General features: G+C 40.8%; 32 protein-coding genes, 2 tRNA genes and 2 pseudogenes. 4 read left to right on the plus strand and 32 right to left on the minus strand.

Features of this window, described 5'->3' with window-relative positions:
- Positions 1-67: 67 nt before the first annotated feature.
- From NMM25_RS09010 to NMM25_RS09120, 23 genes and pseudogenes are all read right to left on the minus strand, one after another.
- Positions 68-1,576, minus strand: a complete 1,509-nt coding sequence (locus NMM25_RS09010; protein WP_254736644.1) for a phage portal protein — start codon at positions 1,574-1,576, stop codon at positions 68-70.
- Between the two features lie 17 nt (positions 1,577-1,593).
- Positions 1,594-2,889: a PBSX family phage terminase large subunit gene (locus NMM25_RS09015; protein WP_254736645.1), complete on the minus strand. Its 1,296-nt coding sequence runs from the start codon at positions 2,887-2,889 to the stop codon at positions 1,594-1,596.
- Complete coding sequence (locus NMM25_RS09020) at positions 2,873-3,331, minus strand: stress-induced protein (protein WP_254736646.1); 459 nt, start codon at positions 3,329-3,331, stop codon at positions 2,873-2,875. The genes NMM25_RS09015 and NMM25_RS09020 overlap by 17 nt, the downstream gene beginning before the upstream one ends.
- Before the next feature lie 28 nt (positions 3,332-3,359).
- The gene (locus NMM25_RS09025) at positions 3,360-4,622 is read right to left on the minus strand and encodes a DNA modification methylase (protein ID WP_254736647.1); all 1,263 of its coding nucleotides are present in this window, start codon (positions 4,620-4,622) and stop codon (positions 3,360-3,362) included.
- 97 nt (positions 4,623-4,719) lie between these two features.
- A tRNA-Lys gene (locus NMM25_RS09030) sits at positions 4,720-4,791 on the minus strand.
- Between the two features lie 252 nt (positions 4,792-5,043).
- Positions 5,044-5,134: transfer RNA gene (locus tag NMM25_RS09035), tRNA-Ser, on the minus strand.
- Positions 5,135-5,221: 87 nt separating this feature from the next.
- A complete protein-coding gene (locus tag NMM25_RS09040; protein WP_181186694.1) occupies positions 5,222-5,656 on the minus strand; it encodes a DUF1492 domain-containing protein in 435 nt (144 codons plus the stop codon).
- Positions 5,657-5,732: 76 nt separating this feature from the next.
- Positions 5,733-5,993 (minus strand): hypothetical protein, encoded by a 261-nt coding sequence (locus NMM25_RS09045; RefSeq protein ID WP_254736648.1) that lies wholly within the window; start codon positions 5,991-5,993, stop codon positions 5,733-5,735.
- Positions 5,983-6,429, minus strand: coding sequence for a YopX family protein (locus NMM25_RS09050; protein ID WP_254736649.1), 447 nt, complete (start codon positions 6,427-6,429; stop codon positions 5,983-5,985). Before NMM25_RS09050 ends, NMM25_RS09045 begins: the two co-directional genes overlap by 11 nt.
- Complete coding sequence (locus NMM25_RS09055) at positions 6,426-6,686, minus strand: DUF1372 family protein (protein WP_254736650.1); 261 nt, start codon at positions 6,684-6,686, stop codon at positions 6,426-6,428. The genes NMM25_RS09050 and NMM25_RS09055 overlap by 4 nt, the downstream gene beginning before the upstream one ends.
- Positions 6,687-6,924: 238 nt before the next feature.
- Entirely contained in the window at positions 6,925-7,452 is a 528-nt protein-coding gene (locus tag NMM25_RS09060) for a DUF1642 domain-containing protein (RefSeq protein WP_254736651.1), read from the minus strand.
- 11 nt (positions 7,453-7,463) lie between these two features.
- Positions 7,464-7,979: a hypothetical protein gene (locus NMM25_RS09065; RefSeq protein ID WP_254736652.1), complete on the minus strand. Its 516-nt coding sequence runs from the start codon at positions 7,977-7,979 to the stop codon at positions 7,464-7,466.
- Positions 7,976-8,308 (minus strand): annotated as a pseudogene (locus NMM25_RS10580) (hypothetical protein). Before NMM25_RS10580 ends, NMM25_RS09065 begins: the two are co-directional and overlap by 4 nt.
- A gap of 13 nt (positions 8,309-8,321) precedes the next feature.
- Complete coding sequence (locus NMM25_RS09075; protein WP_254736654.1) at positions 8,322-9,665, minus strand: PcfJ domain-containing protein; 1,344 nt, start codon at positions 9,663-9,665, stop codon at positions 8,322-8,324.
- A complete protein-coding gene (locus tag NMM25_RS09080) occupies positions 9,662-10,057 on the minus strand; it encodes a Cas9 inhibitor AcrIIA9 family protein (RefSeq protein WP_254736656.1) in 396 nt (131 codons plus the stop codon). Before NMM25_RS09080 ends, NMM25_RS09075 begins: the two co-directional genes overlap by 4 nt.
- A gap of 173 nt (positions 10,058-10,230) precedes the next feature.
- Complete coding sequence (locus NMM25_RS09085) at positions 10,231-10,746, minus strand: hypothetical protein (protein ID WP_254736657.1); 516 nt, start codon at positions 10,744-10,746, stop codon at positions 10,231-10,233.
- A gap of 42 nt (positions 10,747-10,788) precedes the next feature.
- A complete protein-coding gene (gene ssb / locus NMM25_RS09090; RefSeq protein ID WP_254736658.1) occupies positions 10,789-11,217 on the minus strand; it encodes a single-stranded DNA-binding protein in 429 nt (142 codons plus the stop codon).
- A gap of 3 nt (positions 11,218-11,220) precedes the next feature.
- On the minus strand, positions 11,221-11,850 hold the full coding sequence (locus NMM25_RS09095; RefSeq protein WP_254736659.1) for an ERF family protein: 630 nt from the start codon (positions 11,848-11,850) through the stop codon (positions 11,221-11,223).
- A 10-nt stretch (positions 11,851-11,860) separates the two neighbouring features.
- A complete protein-coding gene (locus NMM25_RS09100) occupies positions 11,861-12,334 on the minus strand; it encodes a siphovirus Gp157 family protein (RefSeq protein WP_254736660.1) in 474 nt (157 codons plus the stop codon).
- 237 nt (positions 12,335-12,571) lie between these two features.
- Positions 12,572-12,715: a hypothetical protein gene (locus tag NMM25_RS09105; protein WP_254736661.1), complete on the minus strand. Its 144-nt coding sequence runs from the start codon at positions 12,713-12,715 to the stop codon at positions 12,572-12,574.
- Positions 12,702-12,962, minus strand: a complete 261-nt coding sequence (locus NMM25_RS09110; protein WP_254736662.1) for a hypothetical protein — start codon at positions 12,960-12,962, stop codon at positions 12,702-12,704. The genes NMM25_RS09105 and NMM25_RS09110 overlap by 14 nt, the downstream gene beginning before the upstream one ends.
- Positions 12,955-13,161, minus strand: a complete 207-nt coding sequence (locus tag NMM25_RS09115) for a hypothetical protein (RefSeq protein WP_254736663.1) — start codon at positions 13,159-13,161, stop codon at positions 12,955-12,957. Before NMM25_RS09115 ends, NMM25_RS09110 begins: the two co-directional genes overlap by 8 nt.
- On the minus strand, positions 13,161-13,322 hold the full coding sequence (locus NMM25_RS09120; RefSeq protein ID WP_254736664.1) for a hypothetical protein: 162 nt from the start codon (positions 13,320-13,322) through the stop codon (positions 13,161-13,163). Before NMM25_RS09120 ends, NMM25_RS09115 begins: the two co-directional genes overlap by 1 nt.
- 115 nt (positions 13,323-13,437) lie before the next feature.
- Here NMM25_RS09120 and NMM25_RS09125 point away from each other — a divergent pair, with 115 nt between their 5' ends.
- A complete protein-coding gene (locus tag NMM25_RS09125) occupies positions 13,438-13,623 on the plus strand; it encodes a hypothetical protein (RefSeq protein ID WP_254736665.1) in 186 nt (61 codons plus the stop codon).
- On the opposite strand, the gene NMM25_RS09130 is transcribed toward NMM25_RS09125, so the two are convergent.
- The 3 genes from NMM25_RS09130 to NMM25_RS09140 all read right to left on the minus strand — a co-directional run bounded on the left by NMM25_RS09130 (position 13,613) and on the right by NMM25_RS09140 (position 15,032).
- Positions 13,613-14,158 (minus strand): hypothetical protein, encoded by a 546-nt coding sequence (locus NMM25_RS09130; RefSeq protein ID WP_254736666.1) that lies wholly within the window; start codon positions 14,156-14,158, stop codon positions 13,613-13,615. The two genes, NMM25_RS09125 and NMM25_RS09130, sit on opposite strands and share 11 nt — an antisense overlap.
- Before the next feature lie 203 nt (positions 14,159-14,361).
- Entirely contained in the window at positions 14,362-14,631 is a 270-nt protein-coding gene (locus NMM25_RS09135; protein WP_181186681.1) for a helix-turn-helix domain-containing protein, read from the minus strand.
- Between the two features lie 167 nt (positions 14,632-14,798).
- Entirely contained in the window at positions 14,799-15,032 is a 234-nt protein-coding gene (locus NMM25_RS09140; RefSeq protein ID WP_254736667.1) for a helix-turn-helix transcriptional regulator, read from the minus strand.
- A gap of 182 nt (positions 15,033-15,214) precedes the next feature.
- On the opposite strand from NMM25_RS09140, the gene NMM25_RS09145 reads away from it, so the two are divergent.
- From NMM25_RS09145 to NMM25_RS09155, 3 genes are all read left to right on the plus strand, one after another.
- Positions 15,215-15,952 (plus strand): XRE family transcriptional regulator, encoded by a 738-nt coding sequence (locus tag NMM25_RS09145; RefSeq protein WP_254736668.1) that lies wholly within the window; start codon positions 15,215-15,217, stop codon positions 15,950-15,952.
- A 35-nt stretch (positions 15,953-15,987) separates the two neighbouring features.
- Positions 15,988-16,194, plus strand: coding sequence for a hypothetical protein (locus NMM25_RS09150; protein ID WP_049490405.1), 207 nt, complete (start codon positions 15,988-15,990; stop codon positions 16,192-16,194).
- A gap of 142 nt (positions 16,195-16,336) precedes the next feature.
- Positions 16,337-17,782: a recombinase family protein gene (locus tag NMM25_RS09155; protein ID WP_254736669.1), complete on the plus strand. Its 1,446-nt coding sequence runs from the start codon at positions 16,337-16,339 to the stop codon at positions 17,780-17,782.
- Between the two features lie 17 nt (positions 17,783-17,799).
- Here NMM25_RS09155 and NMM25_RS09160 read toward each other — a convergent pair.
- The 6 genes and pseudogenes from NMM25_RS09160 to NMM25_RS09185 all read right to left on the minus strand — a co-directional run.
- Positions 17,800-17,862 (minus strand): annotated as a pseudogene (locus tag NMM25_RS09160) (competence protein ComGC); the annotation flags it as partial.
- Between the two features lies 1 nt (position 17,863).
- Positions 17,864-18,880, minus strand: a complete 1,017-nt coding sequence (gene comGB, locus NMM25_RS09165; protein ID WP_254736688.1) for a competence type IV pilus assembly protein ComGB — start codon at positions 18,878-18,880, stop codon at positions 17,864-17,866.
- Positions 18,828-19,769, minus strand: a complete 942-nt coding sequence (gene comGA, locus NMM25_RS09170; protein ID WP_254736670.1) for a competence type IV pilus ATPase ComGA — start codon at positions 19,767-19,769, stop codon at positions 18,828-18,830. Before comGA ends, comGB begins: the two co-directional genes overlap by 53 nt.
- Positions 19,770-19,830: 61 nt before the next feature.
- Positions 19,831-20,196: a DUF1033 family protein gene (locus NMM25_RS09175; RefSeq protein WP_254736671.1), complete on the minus strand. Its 366-nt coding sequence runs from the start codon at positions 20,194-20,196 to the stop codon at positions 19,831-19,833.
- Between the two features lie 107 nt (positions 20,197-20,303).
- Positions 20,304-21,455: an N-acetylglucosamine-6-phosphate deacetylase gene (gene nagA / locus NMM25_RS09180; RefSeq protein WP_001134442.1), complete on the minus strand. Its 1,152-nt coding sequence runs from the start codon at positions 21,453-21,455 to the stop codon at positions 20,304-20,306.
- A gap of 140 nt (positions 21,456-21,595) precedes the next feature.
- The gene (locus NMM25_RS09185) at positions 21,596-23,413 is read right to left on the minus strand and encodes an acyltransferase family protein (RefSeq protein WP_254736672.1); all 1,818 of its coding nucleotides are present in this window, start codon (positions 23,411-23,413) and stop codon (positions 21,596-21,598) included.
- Between the last annotated feature and the right edge of the window lie 87 nt (positions 23,414-23,500).

Consider the following 23,500-nt stretch of genomic DNA (forward strand, 5'->3'; position numbering starts at 1 on the left):
TCTCCGTCCTAGTGAGGGGCTTTCAAGTCCTATAAACGACCTTAGATGTTGAATTAGGTTCATTTAATCATTCTCCATAGATATCAATATCCTCTTGTGTTCGCTGACTGTTAGCTGTGTCCATCGTCTCCTGGTTGATTGCCCGAATCATCTTCTTAGCATCGATTTCTGACATGTTGAAAGCCTTCTGAATAGCGTGAGTCTTGCTGACAATGCCACTGGCCAAAGCCTTGGTCCAATAATCAAGCTCGTTGTTCTTGTCTGTGAATACTCCGTCATCGAGATTGATTGCAATCTTCTCCATTTGAGGAATCGGGCCGTTGTATAGACCGTAAAGGCTGCCGAGCTCACAGATTGAGATGATGAGCTCTTTCAGTGACTGCTCTACTAAGCTGACAATACTGTTCCTCATTTGGTAGGTGTCTGAGTTTTCAGAAACAACCTCGGTCGCAGTTTTCAGGCTCTGGCCGTCAAACGTAAACATCCCGGCAGACACACCCAAAAGCATCTCAAAGAGCGCCAGACCTTCGTTAATGGTCTTGATGTAATCATCTGCCCTGATTGCCGTTGTCAGGTCTGTGATACTTCCTCCGTCCATGTCGTTAGTAGATAAGCGTAAGTAGACATTTTGCTCAGTATCAAAGCGCTTGACAAGCTGGACGTCTCCGTCTTGATTAACTATTCTGGTTTCTGTCAGATTTTCAGGAACAGCCACTCTGCGTTGGCCCATCTTGACTTCCCACTTGAATTCGTCGTAAGTCGTGTTGATGAAATCAATCGTACTCTTGGCGTTATCGAAGATAGACAATCCGAGAGGTGAATTGATGTCCTTGTTGTTCATCCCTGGAGGTTTTAAGTATGAAAAAAGCGGTCTTGTTAGACCGTCAAGTTCAACTTGTTCTTCTAGATCATCGTAGACTTCAGCTAGAGGCACACGCCCACCGACCTGCTCAGAGTTCTCAGACCTGTATAACTCGTTAGAAATGATGTACTTTCCGTCGCTTGACCACTCGTGGAACTCAATCAACGTGTAGTAGATATTCTTCTGACCTGAAGCCTTAATTGTTTTAGTAACGATTGCAGCGCTTGAAATGTCTTGCGTGTTAGACTGAAGCGGTAGAAAGACAGGCGCTTGTACGAATGACACTCGCACTCGTCCATTATCTACATAAGGCCGCATAGCAAGACCGCCCAGGGCCAAACAGCTCTCAAGATATCGCTCAAAATTCTTGTTAAAGCGGTCATTCTTTAAAGTCTCTTGAATGAATTCGTCTGCCTGCTCGTCGTCCAATTTAATCGAAGCTTGTTCATTGAATACCAGGCTTGCAATCTTCTTAGCAGCGGTCCGAGCGATTGGCAAATGGGTCGCTTCTCTTTGTTTCTTGATGCCGTCCGTATTTATGTAAGTGATTTTGTCAGCGTTGCTCTGATAGTATCTTAAATTCTCGTTGATTCGACGATACTCTGCGCTTGTCACTGCAATTTTAGGATGGTCTGTGATACTTGCTAGACTTTCTGTCGTCATTGCATACTGTCCTCTCTTAAATAGATTTTTGACAAATTGAATAATGCCCATTTATCGGCTCCTTGTTGCTAAAAATTGGCGTAACGCTTATAAAATACGTTCACACTATATCTGAATTCGTCCATTGCGTGGTTATCTTTATCAATCGGTTGGCCGTTATCGTCACGACTGTAAAGACCAATCTCTTTCAAGAAATAGTAATGGTCGTACTCTTCTTCTTGGTGATTGATAAGCAAGAACTGACCTGACGAAATGATATTCTGGCCACGTTCAATCCCTACCTCGATACCCTTCGCCTTGCTGCTAACATCATGGGCGTTGTTCAAAGCCCCTCTTGTCTGAATCCCTAGCTTGTGCAATTCCTCTCGTAAGGATCTACAAGCTGGGTCAATCCAGACATCGGTATAGCGCATTTGATACTTGCTTACACACCACTGGATGAACGCTCGAAGCTCAACAGCGTAGGTAGACATAGCCTTGACTTGGCCAGTCTCAGCACCACTATGATAATAATGAGCTACACGATTGAGCCTAAAAAAGGTTCTGCCGCCCTCTCTGTGCTTAGTAACAATATTACAAGACATCGAGGTGGCGTCAGATTGCCCACCATCACCATTGAAATACATTTCCATAGGTTCGCCTACCAAGTTGTCCTTGATGTTCTTTTCTAGGTCAAATAGGCCATAAATAACGCCCTGAGGCATGACTCTCTGGCCGAGCACGTCTCTCTTGTAGAGATAAGGGTTTTTCTTTAAGGATTGAATGATGGAACGCTTACGCTCGTCAGATAGAATCGGATTGTCATCCATGGTCCAATGCGTCCAGCGTGTGTTTTGAACGTCAAATACATCCTTAATGACTGGATGTTGTGGAGCTGGAGGGTTCAGGTCAGCTAGATGATATCTGAGCTTAGCAGCCCACGTCCGTCTGAATGCTTCCTGAATAAAATCCATATTCAGTAGGTTGATTTCACAAAAGACCACTGAGCCTAAAGACATACCAGTGATAGCTCCCACACTGTTGGCTTTACCGCCCCCTTTATAATAGACTCGCTTAGTTCCATTTGGTGTATCGATTAAGAGATGGTCTCCGTGCTCGTCGTGTTTGATTTTGCAATTACCATCGAAGATGTGCATCAGACCTGTACCGTCGCCATCGATAAATAGACGGTAGGCTTGCTCTTGGTTGTATGCAGCTATAAGATGGTTCTCGTCTGGCGACTCAATCAAGTATCTTGCATACCTAAAATGACCAGCGGTTGTCTTCCCGCTTCGAGGCGTGCCCTCGTTGACCTCAAGCTCATAGTTGAATGGCCTGCGAATAATGCTGAGTTGTTTGTTTGAAAAATCAATCTTCAACCTCATCACCGCCCTTCACTGCGTCAAGTAAAGACTCCATGAGAGATGTGTCGGACTTGGATCCTGAAAGCTCTTGCTCTCGTTTCTTATTATCCAATTCAAGACGCTTGATACGTTCTTTTTGTTCCTTCTTATCAAGGGTGTCCTTCGCATCTGTTGTCGTCAACTTGCTGATTTGTTCAAAAGCTCGGACATTCCCTTTCATAGCCTTCTGCATCATAACCATAGCCAGGGCCATTTCATTGGTCGACTCGAAGCCTAGCTCTTCAAGTTGTTTCTTCACGTTCGGGCTTGCGACTTCAGCTTGCAGGATTGTCTCAAAAGCCTTTTTTAGGTTCGCTTTTTTTCTACGAGCTTTGCCTGAAGCTTCTCCTGCTTTTTTTGCATTTTCTCGGCGTTCGCTCGGAGTTCGTTCTGAATTTTTTATCAAATTTTGCTCATTAGCCATCGCCTCACTTCCTTACTTTTTAAATAATTTAGTTCACTTTTTCAGCAGTAAGTCCTGTTTCTTCTTCCCAACGTCTAATCGTCCGTGCAACGTAGAGCGGGTCAAGCTCCATACCGTAGTAGATGCGTTCTGACTTCTCGCATACCATGAGAGTAGAACCGCCACCATTGAAGCTATCCAATACTCTGTCGCCTTTCTTGCTGGAATTCAAAACACACCTAGCAATCAACTTCAGAGGCTTCATGGTCGGATGGATATCGTTCCTAACTGGCTTATCTTCGTAAAAGATAGTTGTTGGAGTTGCATCTTGCATGGTCTTGATGTAAGAGATTAGCTCGCTCTTTGTCATTTCTTTTAGGTTCTCTTCATCCTCTTCAATGACCGTGGCTAGTGAGCGATTATCTACAAAGTAATGACTCGCTCCATCTTTCCATCCATACAGGCAAGGCTCGTGCTTCCATTGGTAGTCTTGACGACCTAATACAATAGCATTCTTGACCCAGATAATAGACTGCTTCAATAACCAGCCTGTCTCTTTGACTGCCGCTCTAAAATTCAAACCTTCCGAATCTGCGTGCCAGATATAGAACGCTCCACCTGGCTTCAGGTGATTGTTTGCAACTGCGAATGCATCTCTTAGAAATTTTCTAAAGCTGACATCATCCATGCTATCGTTCATGATTGTCATGGCTTCATCGGTTCCGCCCTGGTAGGCTACATTGTATGGTGGGTCAGTCACATAAAGGTCAATCGGCTCTCCGTTAATTAGTCGAGCCATGTCCTCGGCTGATGTGCTATCTCCGCACATTAACCGATGGCGCCCTAACTGGAAGATGTCGCCATACTCGATACCTGTCTCTTCTTCTTGAGAAAACTCCTTGGCATCTTCTGGATCCTCGGACTCCTCGAAATCGTCCAAAGAATAATCGACGTTCTCGAATCCAAACATAGTCATATCCAATCCTTCGATACTTTCAAGTTCTGCGTAGAGCAACTCTGTGTCCCACTCGGCTATCTCGCCTACTTTATTATCTGCAATCCTAAACGCTTTTATTTGTTCCTCTGAAAGGTCGTCTGCAATAATGACTGGTACTGTTTCAAGGCCTAGAGATTTTGCAGCCTTGTATCTTGTATGACCGTTTATAATCTCGCCTTCTTTAGTAGCTACAATCGGAACCTTGAATCCAAACTCTTTGATTGAGTTAGCAACTGGCTCTACTGCCTTATCGTTATTCCTCGGATTATTTTCATAAGGACGTAGCCATTGTAATGGTTTATCAATTATCTTCACTTCTTCCTCCTGGAACCAAAAAACACACATCTGAACGATATGTGTTTTTCGGGTTATATAGTCCTTTGACTTTGTTTCCACAGCCAATTCTGCGAAATGGGACAGCAGGGCTCGAACCTGCAACCAATAGATTAAAAATCTACCGCTCTACCACTTGAGCTACATCCCCTCAAAATGCAAGGCGACTACTACCTTGCGTGTTAATTAGTAATCTATTTGAAAGTTTTCCTTTTTTTATTTTTTGTAGTCATTTAAAACCTCTGAGGGAATCAAACCCTCTAGCTTATAACTTATCCGGAATATAATTAGCTACGCAATCATGCAAGGTCCAGTCGCTACTGCCGACCATTTAATAAGTTAATGAGTAATTTATGAATGCTAAGCCTACTGCCTACCCCATTCTGGGACACAAAATACTCAAAGGAGAGTGTGGGATTTGAACCCACGGACCGCACATAGGCGATCACCCGTCTAGCAAACGGGCGCATTCAACCTGACTCTGCCAACTCTCCATGTTAAGGGAAGACTTACTGCCTCGCCCTTAATTCTTGATGATACTATAATAGCACGATTGTTAGACCAGTGCGCTTCAACCTAGTTCACATTAGTTCGCTTTTATCAACTACAGCACCCAATTCACGGATTGCATCTTTCTTCTTTTTGTAAAAAGTAGTCTTGCTGCATTGTAAAAATTCAATCATATCATACACGCTTGCTTTCTGAATATAAACCATCCTTAAAATTGTTCGACTTGAAGGCTTAGGTATTTTATCAATTAATTTACTGAGCTCAATTCTGCGCTGGATAGCTTCAGCAGTTGCTTGCTTCATGTACTCTTTCAAGGAATCTTGCATGCTAAAAATATCGATGTAACGTTCATCTAATCGAACCTTCTGACCACCTTGAACCTTATCCATGCTTATTTTAGGGCTAGAAAGTAAACTAGCTTCAAGATTAGCAAGCTCGTCTATTCGATTCTGTATCTCTTCATCCAAATTCTGTAGTTCATCAAGTAACTCTTTAGCCTTGTTCACTCTCTGTCTCCTTTGTGATATAATAATAGTGTTGAAAATTATTGCTGAGACAGAGAGTGTCTTGGCTTTTTTTGTTTTAGTAGCTATTGAGTATCTTGAGGGTTTCCTCATAGCTAAGTTTTACTTCGACCCTTTGCTCATCGTATGCTCCTAAAAATCTTGGAATTCTGAAACGAATGATTGTACAGCCATCATGATATCTAGTGACCGTGTAGACATGTTTGATTAGTTCTTTTCTAAAAGAAACGTTAGGTAAAACGACTAAATCGGGTAAAGTCACATCAGAAGGCTTTTCTTGCTTTTTTCCTCCTGAATATGGATATTTTTTAGGTTTCATCTTCCAGCTCCTTATTGAATTTCCAAGCCTCGTACATAATCAAATCCAATTCATTTTCATGAATATTTCCTATCACTTCACAATTATCCCAATAACATTTTTCAAACGGTGCATAAGTTGCTGGAGTAACATTCAGAAATGATAAGTAAAATCCGATTGCTGTTGTTTGTGTATCTTCATCTTCAAAGTAAGTATATTCACCAAAGCACACGATACAAGCGTAAGCATTTGTTATGATTAGATCCCCCTCAAAGATTTCCTTGCCGTTTTTGTCAAACAATCCTGTGGATTGCATGAGGATAATATCTTCTGGAAGTCGTTTATAATGAACATCATCTCCAATATATTTAAACTCACCATCTTCAAAATGCATTTCACCAATATCATTATCCATTTTTTTAAATTGTTTCATCCACACTCTAAATCTTGGTTTCATAACCTCACCTCGTCTCCAATCCTTAAAGATTCGTAGCTTGTTTGCGTGACTACGAAAATGCCATAATTTTTAATAGTGATTGTATGCAGGTCTCCAATCTTCTCCTTGTGGACGACTCTGCCTTTGATTTCTGCGCCTTGATTGTCTGCTTTGTAGATTACAATCGGGCGCTTTTCTTCCAAATCTCGAATCCTGCCCATCTGCCAGATATTCAACCCAGCAGATAGCAGGATCCATATTGCGATGAATCTTTTCAATCTGTGACCTCCTTTTCTCTCATGAATTTCGGCATGTTGCCGTGAAATTCCTCGTATAACCAATACTTTCTACAACATTCATCGTAATCATAATTTTTGTTAACTTTAAGTTTTCTTTTGAGCGTTTTCTTATATTTTTTCGGACAGTAGATAACAAATTCTTTAGTATTCTCGGAATAGTAAGCTATAAAATATCGATAAGAATATTTGTAATGTTTTCTTTTCTGTCTAAGATTCATCACTCCACCTCCTCAATTTCAATACCTGGACAATCGAATACCCAGCCGAAACCAGCTTCTTCAAGTTCTTTGCGGGTGTGTATCTTTAGTCCGGTATCTCTCGCATCGTCCCAATCTCCTCCAAAGTACCATCTGTTCCTCTTTTTTAGGACACGAACATCTGAGTCAAGGTTTTTAATTTTAACAATATACCGCTTTTCTTCCTCGACCTCATATCCATCAAGCCAAGCACGAGCGAAGGTCGCTTGGTTGTTTTCAGTTTCTAAAAATTCTTTTAGTTTTGAAAAATCTTTTTGATTTGCGTAGTTGTAAAAATATACATCACCAACAATCAAAGCGTGTTGCAAATTAACGTGAGTAAATTTACAATACTCAATCCAATCCGCCACAAACTGAGGAATGGTGACTTTTTCTGGTTTGTTTAACTTCTCGTATTCTCGGATAAGATTTTTTGCGCCTTGATAAGAGTAAATATGACCAAGTTCACGCATTCTTTCGATTAAATCTGTTATTTGTTTTTCATTCATCTTCCACCTCCTCAACTTATCTTATGGCTTTCCAGGTCTCCAAATTCGTGGCCATGGCTTACGAAATACGAACCAATCAGGATTGCATCAGCCTCGTCGTCTTTGACGTTCAGGTCAAATTCATCCGAAACCTTAGCAACGGCCTGCAGCTTCATCGACTTCTTGCTTCGGTCCTTATAACTAAACCTCCAATACTTGCGCCAGGTGGAAACATTCACGAAATACACATTGTCAGCAATCAACCGTCCAATGATGATGCCTGTCACAATTCCAATACTGATCATGGATTGCTGATTTGGCCCCATGACCGAGTTCTTCTCAACCACAATCGATTCAAAATGACAGTCGTACTTCTGGAGCGCCCTTGATTGAATCGCTCGCAATTCGCTAGCCATGAAGCGTCCACGTTCAAAGAACGACTTACTTTTATGTTTTAAGACACCACTCTGGACAAGGTCAGAGCCGTGAAATACGGCCCATCCTGTTGCAGTAGTTGAAATGTCTAACGATAATGTCAGAGATTTCATTGCAGTTCTCCCTTGATACCGCAAAGATCAAAGAGATTCCGCTTGTTGTTTTCGATGAACTCAAAGAACTTCTGAAGCTCATTCGAGTTTCGTTTCTCTGCCTTGACTCCTAAACTTGAATGATATTCTATCGGTTTCTTCGGTATAGCTTTAACATCCAACTAGTACAGTGGCTCGAATATATCACCGCTTGTGTCCAGAGAGGTGTCTGCATCTGCATTTTTGAACTCCATCTGAATATCATATTCAATTTTATTTGTGATCGTGATGTTTTTATCCACGATTTCGAGTGTGATAGTTGTTCCTGGTATATCGATTTTATTTAGCATTTGTTTTTCTCCTTTATGCGTGTTTTGTATTTTTGTTGATTTCTAACAGCCATTGTTCTGCAGCTTGCCGGATATTCTCCGGAGCCGATAAATTGTGCTTGCCTCTGATTTGGATAATCCGTCCTGATTGGTATTCCATAGTGAAAAACGGCTTGTCTGGTTCATCTTTTGACCTAACGAATATGATTGTTGTTTTGCCGTTTGCATGATCTTGAGTATATCTAGCACTTCCAACACAATGAGATAGCGCCTTTCCTTCCAAAATCAATTCTCCCGAATTATACGCTGGCTTAAAGAGATACTGGTCAATAACTTTCTCATACTTGACCAAAGTCTTTTGACGCTTCTCAAACTTGCGCTGTTCGATTTCGCTTTTATATTGTATAAGTAGCTTAACCGCATTATCATGCGCTTTGACTAAATCCTTCGGCATGATGAGATTGTCGGTATCGATAGGGATATCAAGCTCGTTCAGCATGCTGATATAGTCTACATAGTAGTCAAAATTGACTTTATTTTTTAAGAACCAATTCTGGAACCTGTTCATTTTTGCTGCTTTCGGGATTTTGTTGATATCTTGATAAGTCAAGACTTTTTCAATTCCAGGAACAAGCTTTCCGCCTCGTGATTTGATTCGACGTTCTAGCTCATAATCTCTGAAGGACCTATCTGTATTTTTGAAAAATCGCTTATTTTCATGAAGCCATTTTTTTGTGATAACTCGGCAGTCAACCGCTTTTCTTGCATGCCATCCGTCATAATCAATAACATCATAAGCAAGATCTGTAGCCATTCTCCAGGCATTTATTTTCTGCAAAAACTCGATTTCGGAGCGGTATTTATACATGTGTGGCAAATGGTAATAGCGCATCCCTGAAGGGAATTCTAAATACTTCAATTCAGAAATATCTCGAATCTTATTCTCCCAATTATTCTCAAAAAATATTGTTCCTGAATATGCCCCTTGACCTGAAAAATTGGGAGTCAGGCCAGGAGCGTAGACTCCACATCTCTCAGTTAATTGTATAACCTGGTTTTCGCTCATCTGTTCAAAGTTTGTCAGTTGCATCCTGATAGATTGCTTGCCGTTTATATATTGTGACCAGAAGCCGTAAGATTGAATTTCAATCCGTTTGCTAGTCACGAGAACAATTGCAAAACTGTGAAATTTATCATAAAAATCCAACCTGCTCGACTTTGTCAGCCGTTTTTCGATGACCATACAACCCGTCCGGTCGCTCTGAATAGTTTTAGATTTGTTAGACCATTTGATGGTCGGGATCTGCGAATAGCACCAGTCGAAGAATTTTGGGGGCGGTTTCAAACGTCCATCAATATTTTTTTGATTTTTTGTCATGCTAATTCTCCGAATAAATCGAGCTGACCGTCAATAACATTTTTCTGTTTTTTGACTTTTTTAGATTTTGGTTTTTCAGGTTGTTGGCCGACTACTACAGTCGCATGGATAGCCTCGACCTTTTTAGTCTTGCCAGTAAAATACTTATAGACCCAGCCAAATACAGTAGAGTCGTCTACCATCGCACAAGTTCCTGACTTAAAGTTCTTAGCTTGGTTGGCACAATATTTTAAGGCTTCTTTGATAGATTTTTTATCACTCAAAACTCCTTCAAAGAGTTTTTCGTCTTCTTGATCACAAATCCAATTGTGGATAGCATCCTCAGCTGGACCATGGTCTACTTTCAATTCCCCCAGCAACTTGGCCAAGGCTTTTTCTTTAATTTCATTCATTTCATTTCAAAAAAATACGACTGCCTCTGTTGTTGTGAGTTTGGCTAAATACGGGCAGTCGCTCGTCCAAGGTCACATAACCTTTACTGACGTTTTCTAGTTCGCAGTTTTACAAGAATACACGGCTTGTTTATTTTTGAATTGTTTCCATTTTGGAAATAGTTGGTTTTGGGTTATTTTGATTTTTCAACAGCAAACATATCCTCGAATTCATCTGTCTGCTCTTTGAACTTCATCGGGCTGTCCCCTCTGAAATAAAATCCATTGTCATCCAATTCGCCTTTGACTCCCGTCGCCCAAGACAAGAAAATTGAGCCTTGGCAGTCAGGACAATTCATGAATGTAAAGTAAGATGGGACTTTCCACCGCTTCGCACATCCACAAAACGGGCATTGCAAATCAACATCTACCTTCTCGCTTGGTTTCTGCGAAATCGCTGTGCTTCCGCTAAATTTTGCAGATAACTTGTCCTTCGCTGCTTTGATATTGACAGGATCAATTTCAGCTAACTTCTCAGCATCAATTTTAAGAACGGTATCTGTGTTCTCAGGCTCTTTCTGGCTCAAATCCTCAAGGATTTCGTCAGACCCTGTAACCATCTGATAAGCTTTGAATAGGGTTTGATAATCAAGTTCCTGCGCTCGCTCAAAGCTCAATTTTATATCATCTTGTTCAATATAGATTTTCATTCTTTCCTCACTTTTTCAAATTTAATAATTACTTTCAATCACCTAGAATGGAAAATCATCATCTGAAATATCCATAGGTGCGTCTTGTCTTGAAAAATCAGGACCTTGTTGTTGTGCTGGTTTTGTTTGACTTTGGCTCTGACCTTGACTATTGCGACTTTCTAATAGCTGGAATTGTTCAGCAACTACTTCTGTTACATAAACCCTTTGTCCTTGCTGATTATCGTAGCTTCGTGTCTGAATGCGTCCAGTAATTCCAATCAAAGCGCCTTTTTTAGCCCAATTTGCAAGGTTTTCTGCTTGTTGTCGCCACATCACGCAATTAATAAAATCAGCTTCACGATCACCATTTTCGTTTTTGAACGCTCGATTGACTGCAAGGGTAAACGTAGTGACGGCCAAGTTTGATGGGGTGTAACGTAATTCTGCATCTCTAGTCATGCGACCAACTAACACAACATTGTTCAACATATTTTAGTTTCCTTTCAATTTTCCAAGAAGCATATCTGCTTGTTCTACTTGCGACTCTTTAATTTGTTTGTAGTCCACAACTCCTAAATGTTTCAAGAACCACTTGACGATTGAGCCATCTTCTTTTCCTTTTTCGGTTGAAATTTTGGCAACTTCTCTTAAGTAGTAGTTTGCTTTTTCAACTGAGATAACGGGTTCATCTTGTTTTTTTGGTTTTGCTGGTGCTTGCTTTTTTGTTTGTGTCGCCTCGTTCCCGTCATCGTCTTGGTCGCTTGTTATTCCAAAAATAGCGGATAATGCGTAGCGTTTAGCGTAAGTGATAGCTGAACCGATTGATTGAGGGTCGTTTTTAACTGGCTTCATCTTGATTGGATCGTACTCAATCCATTCTCCTGATTCATGCATCACAAGTGTTCCCACTGTTACATTTCCATTTTCATCACTTGATGGAAATTGTGTGAATGATAATCCATTCTTACTTGCTGACTCTGTGATAGCTTCTACCACATTTTCAAGTGGCACGTACTTGCTTTTAAAAAATGGATTGTTAGCATCTTTTAAAGGTTGCTTCATTTCTTGTTGAGTTTTCGCAAAAGCCTTGCTGAACTCCGTTAGTGTTTCTGATTTCTTCATGTTTTAACTCCTATCTAATACTCAAGTTCTTACGTTCAACCAAACTTGCACCAATGATTTCAAGTCCGTTCTTCAAGTCCTCTTTCAAACGTTTCTTGTCTGCTTTCCAAGTCGCAACTTTGTAGGCTTCTGGCAAAACTGCTTCATCTACCTCAACAGCTTGAGATTTTCTAAACGATACCTTAAAAAGTGGTGTATCAACACGTTCATGACCTGTCAGGTCCATACTTGCTGAGAGTGTATCTTTCAAGTGCTCTTTCTTCTTCTCATCCGCCTTGTTTAGTTCCGTCAAGCGCTTAATTTCATTCTTACGAGCCTCAACGTCTGCTTCAAGGTTCTTCATGACCTTGATATAATTTTCTACCTTGGTTTCATACTCGGTTTCCCAATCAATAGAATCCAAGGTGTCTAGTTTTGTTTCTTCGTCCAATTCCAAGTTGTAAATATCAAGAAATTGTCCTGTTAATTCGTAAAGTGTTGCCATTGTTTCTCTCCTCTACCCCCCGTTCTTCATATTTGGGGTCTCTTTTCGTTTTTTATTCTTCATTCGATAAATTTATATGCCTGCTTCTTAAAATCGAATATAGGCGATTTTAGAGCCTTCTGTGATGTCTATATTCCATCACCTACATATCGATACTGACCGCATCCAATATACACATACTCGCTAGGGTCAAGTTCTTCTCGTGGTTCAGGCGGTTGCATCATATCTCTGTCATAATCAAACATGAGCATACACCTTTCCAAGTTCCAGAACTCGTTTCACATATTTAGCTTTGGATGTTAGCCCAAGATCCAGCAATTCGTTTTTTTCTTCGTGATTAGCCAAAAGCCACACACGGTTTTCAAGTTCAATTCTGGTCATCTTCCTGCTCCACCTCTTCAGCTTTCACTTTGATTTCTAGTCTTGTCATGGCTTCATCTACTGACTTGCCGTCCAAAACATCCTTAATCATGTGGCTCATATCATGAAACGATTTAGCTCTGGTTCTTCCTTTTTCGCTATCAGGAACCAAACCGAGATCTTGCATAAGTAGAAATGCTACGCTTGCGTCGTGCATCGCTTTCTGAAGTTGTTTGATTTTTTTGATTGTACGAATTACTTTAAACATATTGTTCTCCCATCTGTTCTTTTTCTTTGTAAATTGCCAATTGTTGCTTCAAGTCATAGTTTTCTTGCTCGAAAGCAAAGCGACGCTTGCGCTCTTCGAGAAGGTCCTCGTTAAGCTCGACTGCGACTACTCTCCAGTCAAGGCTCACTTCATGGATGATTCCCTCAAGACCGAGTTTTAATTTAGCAAGTAGTTTCATTAAGCCACATCCTCCTCGTTAGATTGCTTGTTCATGCCTAGAATGATGTCATAGTACGAATGACCAGCAGGGATGACATATCCCGTCAGATCGTCAACTTGAGAACCATCTGCCATGATGTTTACAATCCGTGGCTCCCATTCCTTTTTTACTTTTTTCATGATATAATTACCTCGTAAAGTATTTTGCTTAGTCCCTCAATGGAATTGCCGTTCCAGAGGGGCTTTTTTGTTATTCTCCTATCTGCTATAATAAAGCTAGAAAGGAGGTGATGTTATGCATGACCTAGTTATCAAGATGATTCTTGATGAGTACGGTATTGATAACTCTGAAAATTTGTCTAAAGCACTCGCCAAAGTCCTAGATGAATTTTCAAGAGATAGCCGTGTAGCTAGCAATCTGTCTAAGTCTATCAATGAGCAGAATAGACTTACAGATAGAATGCACGGGGTTATTCGATAATCCCCATCATCCTCAGAGCGTGTTTGCGAAAGACATTGGTTTCACTGTCATCCAGTGTTATGTCTTTTGACAAATTACGCTCTTTTTCGTTCAGTTGGTAGTTGTAAAGGCTGTTTAGCTCTTCCCATCCTTTTCGAGTTAAAGATTGTCTTAAGCTAATATAGCATTCGATGGCGAGCAGAGAAGCGTTACGGACGATTGCTCTCTCAACACTAGATAGTGCTCCCTCAACAACCTGCAGCCTCTGCTCAGATTTTTCTTTCTCGTTTTGAGTTTTGGCAATAAAGTCTGAGTAGGCTCGGTCAAACGCTTCTAAAATTTGAAGATCCACGGCCACGTTATCGACTTCAAGGATATCTGGTGTAAAATCAATAGTGATTTTTGGTTTTCCGTTCGCAGGCATTTCTAGTCTGAAGCCAGTGACCCCTCTGCCAAGCTCCCAGTCATTGATTTTTACTGAATAACCTGACGAATTAAGAGATTGCCCCTCGGTAGGTTCCTGCTTGGGGTTAATACTTAGTTTTAATTGCTTCACGTTTGCTCCTTTCCCATTTTTGCAAAGTCCTAAATTTGAAATTTCTCTCTTTTATTTATTAAGAGAAGTAGGACTTGTTGTTAGTTAATATTTATTGTTAGTTAATACTTGTTGTTAGTTAATATTTGTTAGTGTAAAAAATTTGACATGAAAAAATTTGACATGAAAAAATTTGACATGAAAAAATTTGACATGAAAAAAACTTACATCTCAAAAAATGAATCACTAATCGCTTTATCAAGTCGTTGCAACATGATGTCAAACTGGAAATCAGATATTTTTCTATCCGAAAAAAATCGAAATACGTGACTTCCTCCACGGCCTGGAGGTTTTCGTCTAACTTGACGCAAATATCCAGCCTCTTCTAAGATTTTGAAATATTTACTAATAGTTGGACGACTAACACCTTTGCGCTTGGCTATTTCGTCTGGATAGACTTGCCAGTTGGGGTGATTGGCCAAAATAACCATCATGATGCCAACCGCTGTAAAATCCAGCGCAGGATCGTTGATAAAACTATTACTAACAGCTGTGTAGTCATCAGTTGGATTCCTGAAAGATAAACTGGCAATCCAAATCTTTAAAGTTTGTCATACAGTCTCCTTTCTCTTCATTTATTTTCAATCACTTTCTCTCCTTCCTATGTTTGTTCCATTTCGGGAACGTTTTCGCTAAAAAAAATAGTGATTTTTTCCATTGGCAGTCCGAAAATCTTTGTAATTTTTGCAAGTTCGTCAGCACCAATAGAAACTAAGCCATTTTCACGTTTTGCGTATGGTGTACGTGATTTCCAACCCATTTTGTGAGCCACTTCATCTTGTGTCATACCACTAGCAATCCGTTCAGCCTTTAATCGTTTCAGATTAACTGTCATAACATGTTCTCCTTTTAGTATTATTCGTTCCCGATGTGGAACAATTTAATTATAACTCCAGTCGTTCCATTTTGTCAACTATTTTTAAAAAAAAAAAACAAAAAATGTTTTTTTGTGTTTCTCTTGTATTTGTTTGGGAACGATGGTATAATTGAATTATCAAATAAAAGGAACGAAGAAACATGAGAACTAATGACGAAATCATTTCTCTAATCCAAGAAGAAGCAAAAAAGAAAGGGATGTCTATGAGTGAGCTAGCTAGACGTGTTGGAATAGCTAAATCGACAATGTCTAGGTACTTCAATAAGACTAGAGAATTCCCACTCAATAAAGCTGATGACTTCGCTAGAATTTTCAATATTACTCCAGAATTTCTTTTAGGAATTCAAAAAGAGAATAAAGAAAAACCTGAAATCCTAACTATCTACAACCAACTAGAAGAACCTAGACAAGAGAAAGTCCTCGACTTTGCCAATGCTCAACTTGATGAGCAGGAAAGCTCTAAGGTTGCTTCTATCTTCGAGAAGGTAAGCAATGAAGATTATATCATTGACTACGTCGAGGGACTGGTTGCTGCAGGTCATGGAACATTTCAGGAAGATAATCTGCATATGGAAGTGAGACTCAGAGCGGAAGATGTACCAGAGGAATACGATACTATCGCTAAGGTTGCTGGTGATAGCATGGAGCCACTCATAGAAGATAATGACTTATTATTTATCAGAGTAGCTAGTCAAATTGATGTCAACTCAATCGGTATTTTCCAAGTGAACGGCAAGAACTTCGTCAAAAAGCTTAAAAGAGATTATGACGGATCCTGGTACTTGCAAAGTCTGAATAGTGGATACGAAGAAATCTATCTGACAGAAAACGACGATATCCGAACCATTGGCGAGGTCGTAGATATTTATAAAGTTTAAAAAATTTAGCACAATTAAGAAAGGAATATAAAATAATGGCTAAATATGTAAAACGTTGTCCAAAATGTGGCAGTGATCAAATTGAATACATGATGCAGGACCGTAAAGGTTTCAATGGTTGTGTTGGGTGTATCGGCTGGATGATTGCCTGGCCGTTTGTCCTCCTCGGCCTAGTTGGTAAAAAAGGGAAACACAACTGGCACTGTCGCAACTGTGGATGTGTCTTTAAGTCTAAAAAATAAAAAAAGCCCCACGCTCAGAAGTTTGGCGACCGAGAGCGTGAGGCATGTAACAGGAAAAGATTTTCATGGAAATATCCTCGCATGATGTCTTTTCTTGTACCCATTTTATCATTTTTTAGGAAATTTTGAAAGAGGTACTATAATGAAAACTACAAATAAAGTAGCTATATACGTCAGGGTGTCTACTACCTCACAAGTTGAGGAGGGGTACTCTATCGATGAGCAAAAAGCTAAGCTCTCTAGCTACTGCGATATTAAAGACTGGAATGTATACAAGATATATACTGATGGTGGTTTCTCAGGAGCAAATACTGACAGACCAGCGCTAGAGGGACTTATCAAAGACGCTAAAAAAAGAAAGTTTGATACAGTGCTGGTCTATAAGCTGGACCGTCTTAGCCGTAGTCAAAAAGACACGCTTTACTTGATTGAAGATATTTTCATAAAGAATAATATAGCGTTTTTGAGTCTGCAGGAGAATTTTGACACCTCTACACCTTTTGGTAAGGCTATGATTGGGCTCTTGAGCGTCTTTGCCCAGCTTGAAAGGGAGCAAATCAAGGAACGCATGCAGCTTGGGAAAATAGGACGGGCCAAGGCTGGAAAATCTATGATGTGGGCTAGGACGTCGTATGGATACGACTATCACAGAGAGACTGGAACTATTACTATCAATCCAGCCCAGGCCGTGGCCGTCAAGTTTATCTTTGAAAGTTACATAAGAGGGAGATCCATTACTAAGCTGAGAGATGATCTGAATGAGAAATACCCAAAACATGTGCCTTGGAGTTATCGGGCGGTCAGGGCCATACTAGATAACCCTGTCTATTGTGGCTTCAATCAGTTCAAGGGAGAGATTTATCCAGGTAATCATGAGCCAATAATTACAGAGGAAGTTTATAACAAGACAAAGGAAGAACTGAAGATCAGACAAAGGACAGCAGCAGAGAACGTCAACCCTAGGCCATTCCAAGCAAAATACATACTATCAGGCATTGGCCAATGTGGATATTGTGGCGCACCTTTAAAAATTATTTTAGGAGTAAAGCGAAAAGATGGGAGCAGGTTTAAAAAATACGAATGTCATCAAAGACACCCAAGAACACTGAGAGGCATCACTACCTACAATGATAACAAAAAATGTGACTCAGGATTTTATTACAAAGATGACCTTGAGGCTTATGTACTGACAGAAATCAGCAAGCTACAAGATGACGCTGGTTACTTGGATAAAATATTTTCAGAGGACAGTGCTGAAACCATCGACCGTGAGAGCTACAAGAGACAAATAGAGGAGCTATCAAAGAAACTCAGTAGACTAAACGATCTCTACATAGATGATCGCATTACTCTTGAGGAGTTACAGAACAAGTCAGCCGAATTTATAAGCATGAGGGGAACTCTTGAGGCTGAACTGGAAAATGATCCAGCGCTCGGAAAAGACAAAAGAAAGGCAGACATGAGAGAGCTGCTAAACGCTGAAAAAGTATTTTCAATGGACTACGAGGGTCAAAAGGTACTTGTAAGAAATCTTATAAACAAGGTCCAGGTAACAGCTGAGGACATTGTTATCAAGTGGAAAATATAAATAATTTTAGTAACCTACATTTCTACCAAAGTGAAAGCTTTAACCTTGGCTTTTTTTAAATTTGTCATGAGTTTTTTCATTTTAAAAATTTACCTCCATATTTTGATACATGGGCATAAGCATTGCCGCATAAAGTAAAACGATAATCAGGGCCACAAAGATAAAAACCAGTGGCTGTACCAGATTCATGGTACGATTAACTCGGGTAAAAAAGGCTTCCCAAGTTTTTTCAGCATAGATTTCCAACTCACTCCCCAGCTTGGACTTGACTTCCCCATACTCGATGATGAGACTCAACTCCTTCTTAAAGAACGGATAATTCGCTATAGTCTGAGAAAATTCCCGACCATTTTGCAGGACTTGAGCTAGATCTTGACCGATTTCTTTAAAGAGCTGGGAGCCTTGTTCCTGCATGATCTGAAAAATCTGCGTCAGCTCCATTCCCTGTGAAATCATATTGCCCCATTCACGCGCGTAATAGGCCGTCAGATAGGTCTGGACAAAGATTCCAAGAAAGGGAATCCGTGCCAACATCGAGAAGACCCGCATCTTGGAACTTCTTTTGTAGAAAGCGAGGGCTAAAAGTAGAGACAGAGAGCAAATCAACACTAGTCCCAGAAATATTTGTGGCAGATTGCCAATGATTTGGGTGGCGATATTGCTACTGTCCAGTTGGGGGAGTAGATAGTTTCTCAATCCCAGCATGATTAACAGGAGAAATCCCAGCAAAATCAAAGGATAGGTCGCCACTTCGATTAACTTTTTCTTGACCTTGGCCAAATTATCCAGATATTCTTCTATCTTTCCCAAACTCAGGTGAAGATTTCCATGTACTTCAGCTAGGGATAACTGGGTCACAATAGCACTTGAAAAGCCCAAGCTGTTCATCATTTCTGAGAAGGATTTCCCCTGAGACAAACCTTGGTGCATCTGGGCCACATAGTCCTTTTCCAGCAGGGCACTTCTGCTCAAGAAAGAAATAATTTCCACCAAATGAAAGCCACTGGAGAAGAGGTTGTTAAACAAGGTGATGATTTTCTTCTGCTTAGCTGTAGCTAATTTTTTCCGTTTCAGCCTGAAGACTTGTGATATGTCCATCTTTAAGAAGCTGGTCAATCTGCGCATTCCAGCTAGTTGGCTGGTGTTCTTGATAGTCTTTGTTTGCAAAGTCAACGATTCCTCCTCCCCCGATTAATCTCTGGTAGCAGACTCCTTGCAAGACAACTGCTAGTTCCTCCTCCGTCACACCCAACTCCAGAAGACGTTCATAAACACCTCGGATACTCTTGGCATGAATGGTTGAAAAGACTGTCGCCCCTGTCAAACTGGCTCTAACTACTGCACGCGCCGTCTCGCTATCACGAATTTCACCGATAATCAGGAGATCCGGACGATGCCGGAGAGACAGTTTGATCAGATTTTCATAGGTCAATCCAATCGCCTCATTCAACTGCAACTGGAGCATGTCTTCCTGCTTGATTTCGACAGGGTCTTCGATAGACATAACTTGTTGCCCCATAAACAGGGACTTGGCTAATTCGTGCATCAAGGTCGTCTTGCCACTGCCGACTGGACCTGCAAAGAGATAGAGACCACGTTGCCTGTACTGCTCACCCAGTTCGTTCATATCCTGAAACCAGAAATGCAGCTCCTGTTCCTCATCGTGCAACAAACGAATGACCAAACTCTCATGTCCCCGATAATCTCCTACGGTAGACAAACGCAGAGAAGACACCTTCTCCCCATGCTGATAGTCACAAGACCCCAGCTGACTACGCCTCTTCTCTCCTACGTTCATACCCGCTACAAACTTAAAATGACTAATCACAGCAGCTAAAACATCAAACTCATAGGAGTCAGCTAGACATCGTTCGTCTCCAACCCGCATGTGAAGCTCATAGGACTTTTCCTTGGGAATAAAATAGATATCCTGAGCCTTCTTTTCTTTCGCAGTAGCAATAATTTTCTGTGCAATTTCTTGTACCATACCGCCCTCCTTATCTAACTATTCGCAAAAAAATAAAAAAAGCAACTTAAAAAGTTACTTTTTATCTCCATTTCATGCGGCAAGAACGGTGTTTTTCTTGACCTGTTTGTTTTTCGTAGCCTGGACGTAGCTTTTCATCAGGGATGACTTGTTCATCCTGTAAAAGTGCTAAAGAATGGTACTGCTGCAAATACTCATCACACTCATCACACCAGCGTTTATCAGCAGGATTCCAAAAGATAGTCATCAAATCACTCCGACTCTTATAAAGAGGATTCTTCTTTTCCAGCTCAAACCAGCATGATTTATAATATTTTAGAGCATCATAATACTTGTCAAAAGATTGACTCATAATGACATCTTCTTCCCAACCTTCTATGAACCACCACGGTTCAAAATCCCCATACATTTCTATAACACGATACATTCTTACTACTTCCTTTGTACCGTATATTATATCTAATTTTTTAATACAAGAAAAGGATTTTGCTTGTTTCCCCCATTAGAAATTTCTTTAATCCTATTTTTATCTTCTTAGGCTTGATAACGTTTCACACCATCTAGGTAGGTTGCTACCAATTCCAAATCTTTATCTAGTACGATAAAGTCAGCGTCATAACCTTCACGGATTTGACCACAGACATCATCGATGTGAACAGATTTTGCTGGGTTGAGGCTGGCCATCATGACTGCTTCATGCGGATTCGCAATGCCCCATTCGACCACATTCTTCAAACCATCTTTGAGTTTGAGGATAGAACCTGCCAAATTTCCTGTAGATTTGAGGCGAGCAGTTCCATTAGCAACTACTACCGGGAATTCCCCCAACATGTAGTCGCCGTCTTCCAATCCACCCGCTGTCATACAGTCTGTGATAAGGGCGATATTTTCAGTTCCTTTTTGCTTAAGCAAAATGTCACAGGCCTTTGGATCCACATGGTGACCATCACAAATCAATTCTGCGTAAGTATGTGGCAACTCATACATGGCTCCCACCATACCGAGCTCACGGTGAGTCAACCCACGCATTCCGTTGTAGGCATGTACCCAAACACTCGCTCCAGCGTCGACTGCTTTTTTAGCTTCATCAAATGTCGCATTGGAGTGTCCAAGAGCAACAGTCACTCCTTCACCTGTAATCGTACGAACAAAGTCTTCTACACCTTCGCGTTCTGGCGCAAGGGCGATTTTATTGAGCAGGCCATTGGCTGCTTTTTGCCAAGCACGAAACTCATCCATACGAGGGTCTTTCATATAGGCAGGGTTTTGTGCTCCCTTGTATTTCTCTGTGAAATAAGGCCCTTCAAAATAGATTCCACGAATCTTGGCTCCACTTGCTTCCTGGTAACGGGCGCCGATATTTTCAGTTACCGCAAGCAACTGCTCGTAAGAGGAAGTCAAGGTCGTTGGCAAGAAGCTGGTAACACCCGTGCTAAGCAAGCCTTCACTCATGGTATGAAGGGTTCCTTCGATGTTATTATCCATGACATCGACACCACCAAATCCATGAATATGGGTATCCACAAGTCCTGGAGCAATGCTATAACCGGTATAGTCAATCACCTCAGCTCCTTCAGGAATCTGTTCTACATGTTTGCCAAACTTGCCATCCACAAGTTCCAAGTAACCGCCACGACGAACTCCGTGTGGGTAGAAAAACTGATCCGCTTTAATATAATTAGGCATAATGATAACCTCCTTGATAGATTGATTCTAGAATTTATTATGTCAATTACATTATAAACCTTTCTTTTTCATTTGTAAATGGTATAGACCTATTTTCTGGAGATATTTTAAAAGAGCTGGATTTCTCCAACTCTTTGATCTTATTTTGATTTTACAGGCAGTTCTTGAGCAGCCTTAACAGCAGCTGCAATCGTTTCTGCGTAAAGTTTAGCACCTTCTTCAATCATGTTGCTATCATTTCCAAAGTGAACTTGGTCGGTTCCAGCCCAGATTTCAGGGTGTTCCTTAGCAACCTTATTCCAGTCAGCGATGCTCACGTAAGGATTCTTTTCAGCTAATTCCCGTGCATAAGCCGCATACTGCTCCACTGATGTGTATGTGTCCTTGCTCTTGTCTCCCTCATAAGGTGTCACCAGTATCAGATGGTGTCCTTTCGGTAGATTGTTCACGATGCTGTCCAAATCATTCTTATAACCTTCAGGATTGTTGACTCCTGTTGCAATGACGACTGTTTTTAGCAGCGCCTTGTTCTGACTGTTATTGAGCATGATGTCATTGGCTTGCTTGGTCGTTCGACTAACCTGGGCATTGATATTTGCTTCAGGAAGTGCCTCTTGTAAGGCTGTATTGGCACGCAAGGCTACCGAATCTCCTATTAGGCTTGTTCCATCAGAAATTCCTAGACGACTCAGTTCAGCTTGTTCAGCAAGAGTCTTTGTTTGTCCTATATTGGTCTGGGCTTGTTTGAAACCATTGACCATCAAGTCTGTCTCAAAAGCTCCAACTTGAGGAGCCACAGCTATGATAATCAAGGTAATCAAGGTAAGAATGCCAGCAGCACCAGCACTAATTGATTTAATATGAGGCAATCGACTAATCTTCCGTATTAAAGGATTGGATTTACCGGCAATCAATGGCTCAATAATATAGAAGGATAGGATAGCAAAGAAATAAGAAAAGATGATTGTCAGAATAACAGCAGGCAGATTACTCATCAACTGAGAAAAGATAATATAAAAAGGCCAGTGGAAGAGATAAACCGCGTAGCTGGTATCCGCTAAAAATGTAATGATCCGAGGTTCTTGTATCTCAGGCGTTTTCTCATGCAAGACACGCGCAGCAAAAATCATAGTCACTGCCGCTAAACTTGCTAGCAAGAAGCCAAATAAGTACGCAAACAGGTAAGTGAACTTGACAAAGAAAGTCAAGAGCACTAGCACCAAAAGCCCCGCAATAAACACCAGTAGATTTTGACGAAGGTCCCACATCCGGTCAAACTGCTTGACTAAATCGCTCGTCTGACGAACCCCCACAACTGTCGCCAAAATGCTTCCTAAAAAGAAGGGATAGACATGGGTCAAACTTGAAAAGTAGACAGATGAATAGGAACTCGCCATTAGACTACCAATAAACATCGAGAAAAAGCTAATGATAAAAGCTCCAGCAGAAAGAAGAAAGACCATCCCTCTCAATTGACTACTAGATTTTGAACGTTTCGATAAGAACCAAACCGCTAAGCCCCAAAGGATATAGTAGTGAACCTCAACAGCTAGGCTCCAGTTGTGAACAAAGAGATGCGGAATGAACTGGGATTCATAACTGCCTCCTGTTAACATTTCGTAGAAGTTGGTCATGAAACCGAGAACTCCAGCAATCTGGCCACCAATTCCAGCAACATAGTCTTGACGAACCAAGAAAGTAAAAGGCATGGTCACTAAAACCATCAGCACCACAGGTGGCACGATGCGGTAAAACCGTCTCTTAAAAAAGCCCAGCAAATCAATCTGGCGTGCCTTCCCAAATTCTTCTAAAAGGAGGGAGGTGATCAAAAATCCTGAAAAAGTGAAAAAGACATCTACCCCAAAGAATCCTCCAGGAAAGATCGTTTGAAAGAAGTGGTACAAAAGCACCAAAAGTAAACCTGTAATCCTAATCAAGGAAAACCATTTAATACGCATACGAGTCTATTCTCCATTAAATTAGGAAGCAAAACACCACCTAATTTCCATTCCATTATACTCCCTATTCTATCAAAAAAATAGGAA

This window comes from Streptococcus sp. CF10-1 (assembly GCF_024295825.1).
In the GTDB taxonomy this organism is placed as follows: Bacteria; Bacillota; Bacilli; order Lactobacillales; family Streptococcaceae; genus Streptococcus.